Annotated in this window: 9 protein-coding genes; 5 read left to right on the top strand and 4 right to left on the bottom strand. The window is 39.2% G+C overall.

Going from position 1 to position 11,954, the window contains the following annotated elements:
• Positions 1–158: 158 nt before the first annotated feature.
• On the bottom strand, positions 159–1,229 hold the full coding sequence (locus QX565_RS04085; RefSeq protein WP_221648976.1) for a GDP-L-fucose synthase family protein: 1,071 nt from the start codon (positions 1,227–1,229) through the stop codon (positions 159–161).
• A gap of 5 nt (positions 1,230–1,234) precedes the next feature.
• Positions 1,235–2,308 carry a GDP-mannose 4,6-dehydratase gene (gene gmd, locus QX565_RS04080; RefSeq protein WP_002560711.1) on the bottom strand — a complete coding sequence of 358 codons (1,074 nt, stop codon included), beginning with the start codon at positions 2,306–2,308 and terminating at the stop codon, positions 1,235–1,237.
• Positions 2,309–2,653: 345 nt separating this feature from the next.
• On the opposite strand from gmd, the gene QX565_RS04075 reads away from it, so the two are divergent.
• Both QX565_RS04075 and QX565_RS04070 read left to right on the top strand, forming a co-directional pair.
• Positions 2,654–3,922, top strand: a complete 1,269-nt coding sequence (locus QX565_RS04075; protein WP_289291443.1) for an ATP-binding protein — start codon at positions 2,654–2,656, stop codon at positions 3,920–3,922.
• Positions 3,923–4,807: 885 nt separating this feature from the next.
• A complete protein-coding gene (locus tag QX565_RS04070) occupies positions 4,808–5,002 on the top strand; it encodes a hypothetical protein (RefSeq protein ID WP_289291442.1) in 195 nt (64 codons plus the stop codon).
• An 89-nt stretch (positions 5,003–5,091) separates the two neighbouring features.
• Here the strand turns inward: QX565_RS04070 and QX565_RS04065 are convergent, their stop codons facing one another.
• Entirely contained in the window at positions 5,092–6,258 is a 1,167-nt protein-coding gene (locus QX565_RS04065; RefSeq protein WP_289291440.1) for a dicarboxylate/amino acid:cation symporter, read from the bottom strand.
• 134 nt (positions 6,259–6,392) lie between these two features.
• Between QX565_RS04065 and gnd the strand changes: the two genes are divergently transcribed.
• From gnd to pgl, 3 genes are all read left to right on the top strand, one after another.
• Positions 6,393–7,868, top strand: coding sequence for a decarboxylating NADP(+)-dependent phosphogluconate dehydrogenase (gnd, locus tag QX565_RS04060; RefSeq protein ID WP_221648972.1), 1,476 nt, complete (start codon positions 6,393–6,395; stop codon positions 7,866–7,868).
• Between the two features lie 104 nt (positions 7,869–7,972).
• Positions 7,973–9,469: a glucose-6-phosphate dehydrogenase gene (gene zwf / locus QX565_RS04055; protein ID WP_221649087.1), complete on the top strand. Its 1,497-nt coding sequence runs from the start codon at positions 7,973–7,975 to the stop codon at positions 9,467–9,469.
• Positions 9,466–10,194 (top strand): 6-phosphogluconolactonase, encoded by a 729-nt coding sequence (gene pgl / locus QX565_RS04050; protein ID WP_289291436.1) that lies wholly within the window; start codon positions 9,466–9,468, stop codon positions 10,192–10,194. Before zwf ends, pgl begins: the two co-directional genes overlap by 4 nt.
• A gap of 137 nt (positions 10,195–10,331) precedes the next feature.
• Here pgl and QX565_RS04045 read toward each other — a convergent pair whose 3' ends face one another.
• The gene (locus tag QX565_RS04045; RefSeq protein ID WP_221648970.1) at positions 10,332–10,553 is read right to left on the bottom strand and encodes a hypothetical protein; all 222 of its coding nucleotides are present in this window, start codon (positions 10,551–10,553) and stop codon (positions 10,332–10,334) included.
• Between the last annotated feature and the right edge of the window lie 1,401 nt (positions 10,554–11,954).

Genomic DNA, 11,954 nt, shown 5'->3' with positions numbered 1-11,954 from the left:
AAATATAGGTATTTAATTGAGAACAGAAAACTTCTTTAATTGAAAGTTGAAAACTTATAGAGTTGAAAGCTGAAAATTGAAAGCTGAAAGTTGCTATGCAGCATGTTTGCGCAGCTAATTTTCAACTTTCAATTTTCAACTTTCAATTAAAGAAGTTTTCAACTAAGGTACCAGTCGTACATTTTTCGTACTCCTTCCTCTATCTCGATTTTGTGATGCCATCCTAATCCGTGTAGTTTGGAAGGATCTGTTAACTTGCGCATCGTACCGTCTGGCTTGGTACTGTCAAAAGTTAGTTTACCTTTATAACCGACTGTTTCTACAATTAGTTCGGCGAGCTGGCGGATAGATATTTCTTTGCCTGTACCAATGTTGATGTGGCAATTGCGAATATCTTTGCTACCTTCTTTATAGGTATCCTTGAAATCTACATGTTCCATCACGAATACGCTGGCATCGGCCATTTCTTCACTCCATAAGAATTCGCGTAACGGTGTTCCGGTGCCCCAAAGCAATACTTCCGTATCACTGATACCATATTTTTTCAGGATATTCAGAATATCTTCTTGGGGGCTATTACCGTCGATTCCTTCTACCGGACGGGCATTCATATCTTTGCGTACTGCTTCCCAGTTTCCTTCTTTCAGGCAGTGTGCCAGATGTACTTTGCGTATCATGGCTGGTAATACATGGCTACGTTCCAGATCGAAGTTATCATTCGGTCCATATAGGTTGGTAGGCATTACAGCGATATAATTTGTTCCATATTGCAAATTGAAACTTTCGCACATTTTCAATCCTGCAATTTTGGCGATGGCATAGGGCTCATTGGTGTATTCCAACGGGGAAGTCAGCAGTACCTCCTCTTTCATTGGCTGCTCGGCGTCCCGCGGATAGATACAGGTGCTGCCCAGGAATAACAGTTTCTTCACATGGTGACGAAAACTTTCGCCGATAACATTCTGCTGTATTTGTAGATTCTTGTAAATAAAGTCAGCGCGATAAATACTGTTGGCCATGATGCCACCCACGAATGCAGCAGCTAAGAATACATATTCCGGTTGTTCTTCATCAAAAAAGTTGCGAACGGCAACACCATCCAGCAAATCGAGCTCTTTGTGTGTACGTCCTACAAGATGGGTGTATCCTTTTTCCTGCAAGTTTTTCCAGATAGCAGAACCCACGAGTCCGTGGTGTCCTGCTACATATATCTTTGCATTTTTATCCATTGATCTTACTCCTGTTTGGTTGCAATCATTTTTTGTACTTTTCTCATATCATGGCGTACCATAATCTTTACTAATTCGGGGAATGGAGTGGCACACGGATTCCAGCCTAATACGGTTTTAGCCTTCGTAGGATTACCCAGTAGCTGTTCTACTTCAGCCGGACGGAAATATTTCGGATCAACCTCTACCAATACTTTTCCGGTAACGGTGTCGATACCTTTTTCATCTATTCCTTCGCCTTCCCAACGCAGGTTGATTCCTGCTTCGGCAAAAGCAAGTGTACAGAACTCGCGTACGGTGTGCATTTCTCCGGTAGCAATCACAAAGTCTTCCGGAACATCATGTTGCAGGATAAGCCACATGCATTCTACGTAATCTTTCGCATATCCCCAGTCACGGCGTGCATCCAGGTTTCCCAAGTACAATTTGTCTTGTTCACCTTGTACAATACGTGCTGCTGCCAGTGTTATTTTACGGGTTACGAATGTTTCTCCGCGACGTTCACTCTCATGGTTAAAGAGGATACCGTTTACAGCAAACATACCGTAACTTTCGCGGTAGTTCTTTGTAATCCAGAAGCCATATTGCTTGGCCACTGCATACGGACTACGTGGATAGAACGGAGTTGTTTCACTCTGAGGCACTTCCTGTACCTTGCCATAAAGCTCTGAGGTAGAAGCCTGATAAATGCGTGTTTTCTTTTCCAGTCCCAGGATACGTACTGCTTCGAGCATACGTAGTGTACCGATAGCATCTGCTTCCGCAGTGTATTCGGGTACATCAAAAGATACCTTAACATGGCTTTGTGCAGCTAAGTTGTATATTTCGTCGGGTTGTACCATTTGGATGACACGTATCAATGAACTTGAATCAGTCATGTCGGCATAATGCAGGTTGATAGTACGTTTCTGTTTCATGTCGCGCACCCATTCGTCAAAATAAAGATGTTCGATGCGTCCGGTGTTGAAAGAAGAAGAACGACGGAGTATACCGTGTACTTCATAACCTTTTTGCAATAAAAATTCGGCAAGGAATGAACCGTCTTGCCCTGTGATCCCAGAAATAAGAGCTTTCTTCATATTATAAATAATTAATTTGGTAGTTGATAGTTAGAAGCTAATAGTTAGTAGTTAGAATTTGGTAGTTAGTAGTTAGAATCCCTTCGGCATAAAAATAATCACGCTGTATAGATTCTAACTACTAACTACTGACTTCCAACTTCTAACTCTGGCTTCTAATATCGTTGCAATATTCGGTATTTTCTTTCGGATAAGAGCTATATATAAGGATGGAATTTTTTAGTTTAAACAGAAAATATTTATATTTGCCGAATATTATTCAAGTATAAATGAAAATTATATTGTTTGGTTTATAAATATCATTTTTATTTAAATTTTTTAATTATAGTATTAATATATTCGGATATGAATGATTATTTTAATGAATTAAGTCTCTCTAACTATTGGAACGGACGGTTGCCGGAAGCCGGATTCATTCGTAAGAGTTATACCAATCGTATTTTTGGCTATATCGGTAATAAACTGATAAAGTTACTGATAGGCCAACGTGGGGCAGGGAAATCATATCTGCTTCGGCAGATTATGCTTCATTTACTTGATGAGGGAGTATCGGCACGGAATATATTGTATATAAATCGTTCATTCACCGATTCTGGTTTCATATCCGGACGTGAAGGACTTGAAGAACTTTTATCTACTTATCGGGAACGAATTCATCCGGTAGGAAAAATCTATCTATTTATTGAAGAGATACAGAACATCATAGGTTGGGAAGAGTTTGTATATTCTCATTCGCAGGATTATGTCAACAGTAGTGAGCTGTTTATCAGTGGGTCCGGTGGAGAGATACTTCCTTGCGATGCGGAAGGGATGCCGGACCGGCATTATGTGAGTTTTGAGGTTTTTCCTTTTAGTTATGCAGAGTATAGAGAACGTGTGCGGGAAGAAGCTTCCGGTAAGAGCTATGCTGCATATATGGAAGGGTGTTCCTTGCCCCGGCTTTCTGTTTTATCAACGGAAGATGCAAAATGGAATTATGTCTCCTCTATTAAAGATACCGCACTGTTTCGTGATATTGTGCAACAGTATCGTGTGAAAGATCCCCGGCTTTTTGAAGATGTACTTATCTATTTAGCAGCACATCTGTCCGAATTGGTATCTGTTACTAATCTGGTTACTCATTTTAATTCGCAGCAGCGAAAGACGAGTTATGATACGATTGCCAATTATATCAGTTACCTCGAGAATACTTTCCTGATTCATCGTGTAGAGCGCTGTCAGGTTCGTAGTAAAGAAGTAGTGCTGGGCAGTTGTCGTTATTATATTAATGATTGGGCTTTCATGCGTTTTCTTTATCCGTTCTTTGTCCGCGAACAGGACGCAAAGTTCAAAAATCATGTTTATCTTGAATTACGACGTGCCGGATATGCTGTTTATGTAGGTGTACATCGTAATAAAGTGATTGACTTTCTTGCACGGAAAGGAGACCGGATTATCTACATTCAGTGTGTGTGTGCTTTGGATAATGAGTTGACGATGCAGTCTTTGTATGCTTCGTTGGAGGCAATACAGGATAATTATGAAAAGTGGATAGTATCTCTTGATAATGTAGCATTGCCGTCAAAAGAAGGCATACGACATATACAGGTGTGGAAATTGGCAGAAATGTTGTAACATTTATTATTATCTGCCACAACTCTTTAATCTCTTGTTTGCAAACTTAGTATTTTAACGGTGACTTAAAATGCATATTAATAGTGATTTAAATACGTACTTTTGTACCCCAAAAGTACGTACTTTTTTATTGCTTGGTTTTCAGTGTTTTATAGTCTGTTTCTACCATTGTATCAAATAACTTCACTGTAAAGTGATAAACTCTTTAGATAAAACAATCTGTTAGTTGTTTATGGGGTGGATAATGTGCTTATATCATCCATCACTTGATACTTCATGAGAATATCGGTTTGTCGCATCGGAAATACCAGTATTCCATTTCTGTTTATGAAGAAATATTTTTCTCCTTTACCATCTTGTTAATAAGTCTCTTTTTGAGATGATATGTAATAAAAGTCTCTCAATACGCAAAAACTATTGAGAGATTTTTTGTTTGCAACAATTCTTTTTTATCTGTTTTTCTGATATAAAAAATAGATTGGAGGAGGAGTCTGTTTTTGTCTTTTTGTAATTTTGAAATACATATTACATAATCATTAAATTAAGAGGAGTAGCTTGCTTATGTGTTCATTATGAGATACTTTTGTGATACCTGTATGGGCGGTGAGATATGAAAACCGGTTGAAGAGGAGAAAATCCTTATGTCATTGTATAACAGAGTTAGTGACATATTTAAACTTCCTGAGAATAAGTGTGATATGAATTGAGAGGGACAAAGTGATATAATCTTTGGACAAGATGGTATATACTGAAGATTGATTTTGTTGGAAAGCATCTGGCTTGCAATTAATTTTGTATGCAGATATCTGGGCGAGATGCGTACTATGCATAGACGCGTCTGTTTTGTTTAAAGCATGTATTAATAACAAGTAAAACTGTTAACTTATGATTAAGTGGTTTGGTTGTTTTTTATTCTCGAGTAGACGAATGGTTTATATTAAGGTGGCATCTCAATTTAAAACTGCTCCATGGCGGGTTTATGAGCTGGCACATGGTTCTAAGGCCCGTAGTAACAAAGAAAGCAAAATATTACAGGAATTGAAAGAACAGGGTATCATCTCTATTGTTCGCCTTTTTTAATATTCTGACTATTGAGAGGGAGGGCAGTCGCTATCCTTTTCATTTCGGGTATTGAGGAGATCCTCCCTGCTTGTTTAATTCGTATAGTTTCATAGTTTACTTTTTCCCATGATTTTGTCAATGATCAATGCAATTGCTCCATCACCTGTAACATTACATGCTGTGCCGAAACTGTCCATTGCAATGTACAACGCTATCATTAGTGCTTGTGCTGATTCGTCAAAGCCCAACATGGATTGTAAAATACCTAAAGATGCCATGATAGCTCCTCCGGGAACACCAGGTGCGGCTATCATGGTGATGCCTAACATAAAAATGAATCCTGCGAAAAGAGAGAAATCGAATGGCATACCTTGCATCATCATTAAAGCCAAAGCACAGGCTACAATCTTTAGTGTACTGCCCGAAAGATGGATCGTGGCGCAGAGTGGAATGACAAAACCGGCAATATCAGCTGATACTCCATTCTTTTTTGTCTGCTCCAAGGTGACAGGGATGGTAGCAGCAGATGATTGAGTTCCTAATGCGGTAAAGTAGGCCGGTAGCATCCGTCCTAATAATTTGAAAGGATTGCGTTGAACAAACAGTGCAGCAATAGAGTATTGAAAAATCAATAAGAAAATGTGCAAAGCGAAAATAACTCCAATGATTTTGATGAATACCATTAGGATGGAGAATACTTGTCCGGAGTGTGTCATGTTGAGAAATATACCGAAGATGTAGAGCGGTAGCAAAGGCAGAATGACAGCACTGATCATGCGGACAATAATCTCCTGGAAATCTCTTGCCACATTCTTTAGGGCATCACTGCGTAGTGTGGCCAATCCTAATCCCAGTGTGAAAGCGAGAACCAAAGATGTCATTACATTCATTAGCGGTGGGATGGCAACGGAGAAGAAAGGAAGTATGCCTTGTGCTTCACTCACTTCTTCGAGTGGTCTTCCGGGCTCTATCAAGGATGGGAATAAAGTAGCACCGGTAAAGTAGGAGAGGAAACCCGAAAACAATGTCGCTCCGTAGGCAATCAGTGCAGTTACAATCAGCATTTTGCCGGCTCCTTTTCCGATATCGGCAATGGCAATTGTGACCAGTCCGAGAATGATGAGCGGAATAGAAAAATTTAGAAATTCACTAAAGATACCATTGAATGTTACAAATATGCGAACTAACGAGGCCGGAAAGAAGTGTCCAACTGCAATTCCTAACAAAATGGCAATAATAATGCGGGGTAACAGCCCGATATGGATTTTCTTCATGATCGAAACTTTATTTAATTGCTACAAAAGTAGCATTTTTTCTGTAAATAGCCGAACAAAATTTTATTGTATATGTTATAGTAAATAAGTAAATTAATAAAGAATAAACAACTAATTAGATAAAACTTACAATTATGTCAATACAGAATAAAACAGATGTTGGGCTGATTGGTTTGGCTGTAATGGGCGAAAATTTAGCTTTGAATATGGCAAGTAAAGGATGGAATGTATCGGTATACAACCGTACAGTGCCCGGAGTAGAAGAAGGAGTGGTAGAACGATTTCTCAATGGGCGGGCTAAAGGTCTAAACATCGAAGGTTTTACTGATATTGCTGCATTTGTAGATTCAATAGCCTTGCCTCGAAAGATAATGATGATGGTTCGTGCCGGTAGTGCTGTAGATGAATTAATGGAACAACTTTTTCCTTTGCTTTCTCCGGGTGATATTTTGATTGATGGTGGTAACTCCAATTATGAGGATACCAATCGTCGTGTGGAATTGGCTGAGTCGAAGGGATTTCTTTTCGTCGGTGCAGGTGTGTCTGGTGGTGAAGAGGGAGCCTTGAATGGTGCTTCCATTATGCCAGGCGGTTCAGTAGCAGCCTGGTCGGAGGTGAAACCTATTCTGCAAAGTATTGCAGCAAAAGCATCAGACGGTACGCCTTGTTGCGACTGGATTGGGCCGGCTGGTTCCGGACATTTTGTGAAGATGATACACAATGGCATAGAGTATGGCGATATGCAACTTATTGCTGAGGCGTACTGGGTGATGAAGAATCTGCTTGACCTGGAGAATGAAGAGATGGCAAATGTCTTTTCTCATTGGAATGAAGGGAAACTTCGTAGTTATTTGATTGAAATTACAGCAAATATTTTGCGGCATACAGATAAGTCGGGAGGGTATTTGTTGGATAAAATTCTGGATACTGCAGGACAGAAGGGTACGGGGAAATGGTCCGTTATTAATGCCATGGAGCTGGGTATGCCTTTGGGACTGATTGCTACTGCGGTATTTGAACGTAGTTTGTCGGCTCAGAAAGAGTTGCGCGAGACAGCTTCACGGCAATTTCAGTGCAAACGTACACAAGCTGTTTATAATAAACCGGAATTGGTGAAGGAAATTTATGCTGCATTATATGCATCCAAGCTGGTTTCTTATGCTCAGGGGTTCGCTGTACTTCAGCGTGCTTCTGATACTTTTGGCTGGAAACTCGATCTGGCTTCTATTGCACGTATGTGGCGTGGCGGTTGTATCATTCGTAGTATCTTCTTAAATGACATTGCTGCTGCTTTCGAGGCAAAGGATAAACCGAAAAATCTTTTGTTGGCACCTTATTTCCGGGATGAAATAAAGGAGCTGTTATCCGGATGGAAAACGCTCGTAGTACAGGCTATGCATGAGGAGCTTCCTGTTCCCGCTTTTTCTTCGGCATTGAATTATTTCTATTCATTGGTATCCGCCAATTTGCCTGCTAATATGATACAGGCGCAACGCGATTACTTTGGTGCACATACTTTTGAACGAAAAGATGAACTCCGCGGACAGTTCTTCCATGAGAACTGGACAGGACATGGTGGTGATACGAAATCAGGAATATACAATAATTAGTGAAAAGTGATAAGTGATTAGTGATTAGTGCCATCCGGCATAATAGCGCAGCCACTAATCACTAATCACTAATCACTAACGACTAATCACTAATCACTAAGATGATGGATAAATTTGTAATGATAATCTTTGGCGCTTCGGGTGACCTTACTAAACGTAAGCTGATGCCTGCCTTGTACTCTTTGTATAGAGATAAGCGTCTCACAGGGGAGTTTTCTGTGATAGGTGTGGGACGTACTGTGTACTCGGATACTGACTATCGTGCTTACATATATACAGAACTTGAACAATTTGTGAAACCCGAAGAACAGGATAAAGAGTTGATGGATAGCTTTACACAACATCTTTATTATCTGGCTATTGATCCTGCTATAGAGGCTGGCTATGTCCGCCTTCGTCAGCGTATTGAAGAACTTGCCGGAGAGAAGGAACCGGATAATCTGTTGTTCTATCTGGCTACACCTCCTTCTTTATATGGAGTGATTCCGTTGCACCTTAAAAAAGCGCATCTTAATCGCGGAAGGGCACGTATTATCGTAGAGAAGCCATTTGGATACGATCTTCAGTCTGCTGAAGAGTTGAATCGTATTTATGCTTCTGTTTTCGATGAACATCAGATTTACCGTATTGACCATTTTTTGGGTAAGGAAACTGCTCAAAACCTGCTTGCTTTCCGTTTTGCTAACGGGATATTTGAACCTCTGTGGAATCGTAATTATATCGATTATATAGAGGTGACGGCTGTTGAAAATCTGGGTATTGAGCAGCGTGGTGGTTTCTATGATACTGCCGGGGCCTTACGTGATATGGTGCAGAATCATCTCATACAACTTGTGGCACTTACGGCAATGGAACCACCTGCCATCTTTAATGCTGATACATTCCGTAATGAAGTGGTGAAAGTGTATGAATCTCTGACTCCATTGACCGAAGAGGATTTTGAAGAACATATTGTTCGGGGGCAATACACCGCTTCTGGTAATAAGAAGGGATATCGTGAAGAGAAAAATGTAAATCCCGATTCACGGACGGAGACGTATATTGCTATGAAACTGGGAATTAGTAACTGGCGTTGGAGTGGTGTTCCATTCTACATCCGTACCGGAAAGCAAATGCCTACCAAGGTTACGGAAATAGTGGTACACTTCCGTGAAACACCACATCAGATGTTTCATTGTGCGGGAGGTAATTGTCCTCGTGCCAATAAACTAATCCTTCGCCTTCAACCCAATGAAGGTATTGTTCTGAAAATAGGTATGAAAGTACCTGGTGCAGGATTTGAAGTGAAACAAGTAACAATGGATTTCAGTTATAACCAGCTTGGTGGCGTACCTGGTGGCGATGCTTATGCCCGTTTGATTGATGACTGTATCCAGGGTGATCCTACGCTCTTTACACGAAGTGACGCAGTGGAGGCGTCCTGGCGGTTCTTTGATCCAATTCTCCACTATTGGAAAGAACATCCCGATGCACCGCTTTATGGTTATCCGGCCGGTACATGGGGTCCTCTCGAAAGTGAAGCTATGATGCACGAACATAGTGCTGAATGGACTAATCCTTGTAAAAATTTGACAAACACAGACCAATATTGTGAACTATGAAACCTTTTATTTATCCTTCGTCCATTGAGACGGCACGCGCACTGATTCTTCATCTGATAAAGATTATGATAGATGAACCCGGCAAGACTTTCAATATTGCTTTAAGTGGTGGAAGTACTCCTGCATTGATGTTTGACTTGTGGGCAAACGAATATAGCGATATTACTCCGTGGACGCGGATGAAAGTTTTTTTTGTAGACGAACGCTGTGTTCCACCCGAGAACTCAGATAGCAATTATGGAATGGTACGTTCATTGTTGGTGGGCGTGGTTCCTATTGATTATGAAAATGTGTTTCGTATCAGAGGAGAGGATAGACCGGATAAGGAAGCGGTCCGGTATTCCCGGGTAGTAGAAAGCCAGGTTCCTTTGCAGGATGGTTGGCCTGTATTTGATATAATATTGTTAGGAGCAGGTGGAGATGGGCATACTTCATCAATTTTTCCCGGACAAGAGAAACTATTGTCTGCTGATCGGATTTATGAAGTAAGTTATAACCCGAATAATGGCCAGAAACGTATTGCGATGACGGGGTGTCCTATTATTAATGCCCGTCGGGTAATCTTCTTGATCACAGGCAGAAGTAAAGCTGAAGTGGTGGAGGAGATTTGTACCTCTGGTGACACAGGCCCTGCTGCATATATTGCCCATCATGCTAAGAATGTAGAGCTCTTTCTTGATGATTATGCGGCTGCGAAAATAAATAGAGAAGAAATACCGGATTGATCGGTTAATAAGTTGATTGTAGTATCTTCTGAAATATCTATATAAGAAAGTTGTTTCAATACGATAAGAAACGGCTTTCTTTTCGTATTGAAACCTGTGATAAGAATGGCTTTGTATAATTCATTCTTATCTGTTTTTTAATCGGGTACTTCTTTTATTTTCTCAATAAGGTATTCTTCTTTTTCATTTCTATGACAGTAGCAAATATAGTAGTTAGGGTCGTTTACTATATCTTTAAAGCTCTGTGGTAATTCAATTTCTTTTGTCTCTCTGTTGATAGCAACCAAAGCTATCATAATTCCTTCTTCTTTGCATTTGTCAATCAGGAGGCCATTTAGCATTAATTCTTCTTCGTTCATCTCATCTGTTTTAACGGGTACAAAGATAATGCTATAATAATAAAATTGTACTATTTGTGATATATTATTTTTTTACTAAGTCGCTTTTTAAATAATAAATGAATAGAAATAAAATATTACGGCTTGCTGTCTTCACAGATGGCCTGCCGTATAAAAAGTTTAAGTTTTAAATCAAAACAGATATTTGGTTAAAAAGGTTCTGTATTTAGCTTAATTCTTAGTCCTGTTTAACGAATTATTAAGTATGATAGCTATATAAACAAAAATCCGCCCTACCTTCACAGGCTGGGCGGACAAGAAATCTCTTACATAGAGATTTATCAAATCTTATGCTATAATTTAAAAAAGTATATATACAGACTTTCACAAGCCTGACTAATATATTAATCAGAATTTCAAATAGTGATATATTATTGTTGTTTGATAAGTAAATAGAGGTGCCTAAAAAATAGAAAAAGACAACCTTATAAGCCAGCACGAAGTTGTTTTTATGGCTTTTATATGTGCAAAGATAATATAAATAATTGAATAATGAAAAAATATGATGAGGGGATTTAAGATTTGTATGCTTTAGGCTGTAATAATACCCCATTATCATCCTTTTATAAGGCTTGTTTAGAGGTTATACCTTACCTGCATGTAGACTACGCCTACTCTGTAAACAACTGATATGATTTTTATTTGTGGCTAATAAATGCTATGAGAAATAAATAAGAGAGGATTGTGATTTGTGATGTTCATGCTATTAGGGTTGAGGATAACTGTAGGAGTGAGGCACTTTACGATGAGTTATGTGTGAGTCACATGATAAGTGAAGCATTTTAAGCAGGTTTCGTTTCTTCAGAATCAAGGTTTATTTTTTATGAATACTCTAATAAACTAACACTATCTGCCTATTTTTTCTACAATCTCATTTTGTAGCATAAAAATAAATCTTGAATTGTCCGGGTTCTTTTTTTTGTGAAACGTATATGATATTGATATACAGATTTTTATTATGATGTATAAACATTGTAATTGTCCGGGTAGCTTTTTAGGATATTTTGATCTTTTTCTTTATTTTTGTCTAAAGTCATTTCTCCTTTACTTCGAAATCATTCTTTTTGATAATATACAATCCACTATAAATATTTTATTGATTGAGATAAATCCTTATTAGTGTTAACATTTTAATTTTATTATTATGAAGAAGAGTTTTTATCCATTAGTTGTGCTTATTCTTTTTTTATTGGCAATGAATGCCAGTGCGCAAACTGCAACATCCTTAGAAGTTAATGATACAAGGGATGTAAGTGAATCACCTAATAGTTACTATGTTTGTAAACACTGAAAACCAACGCTCGTCGGGACGGGTGGTCCCGCCCCTTGCCGCTGGGCGTTCCCCGACCGAAGATTTGTTTT

Source organism: Bacteroides sp. 41_26 (genome assembly GCF_949740115.1).
Taxonomy (GTDB): Bacteria; Bacteroidota; Bacteroidia; order Bacteroidales; family Bacteroidaceae; genus Bacteroides; species Bacteroides nordii.
This window is presented reverse-complemented; position numbering and strand designations above follow the sequence as displayed.

Coding starts and splice junctions, on each gene's coding strand:
- QX565_RS04045 (WP_221648970.1), bottom strand. CDS start 10,553: ATGAACGAAGAAGAATTAATGCTAAATGGCCTCCTGATTGACAAATGC.
- QX565_RS04085 (WP_221648976.1), bottom strand. CDS start 1,229: ATGGATAAAAATGCAAAGATATATGTAGCAGGACACCACGGACTCGTG.
- zwf (WP_221649087.1), top strand. CDS start 7,973: ATGGATAAATTTGTAATGATAATCTTTGGCGCTTCGGGTGACCTTACT.
- gnd (WP_221648972.1), top strand. CDS start 6,393: ATGTCAATACAGAATAAAACAGATGTTGGGCTGATTGGTTTGGCTGTA.
- gmd (WP_002560711.1), bottom strand. CDS start 2,308: ATGAAGAAAGCTCTTATTTCTGGGATCACAGGGCAAGACGGTTCATTC.
- QX565_RS04075 (WP_289291443.1), top strand. CDS start 2,654: ATGAATGATTATTTTAATGAATTAAGTCTCTCTAACTATTGGAACGGA.
- QX565_RS04065 (WP_289291440.1), bottom strand. CDS start 6,258: ATGAAGAAAATCCATATCGGGCTGTTACCCCGCATTATTATTGCCATT.
- pgl (WP_289291436.1), top strand. CDS start 9,466: ATGAAACCTTTTATTTATCCTTCGTCCATTGAGACGGCACGCGCACTG.
- QX565_RS04070 (WP_289291442.1), top strand. CDS start 4,808: ATGATTAAGTGGTTTGGTTGTTTTTTATTCTCGAGTAGACGAATGGTT.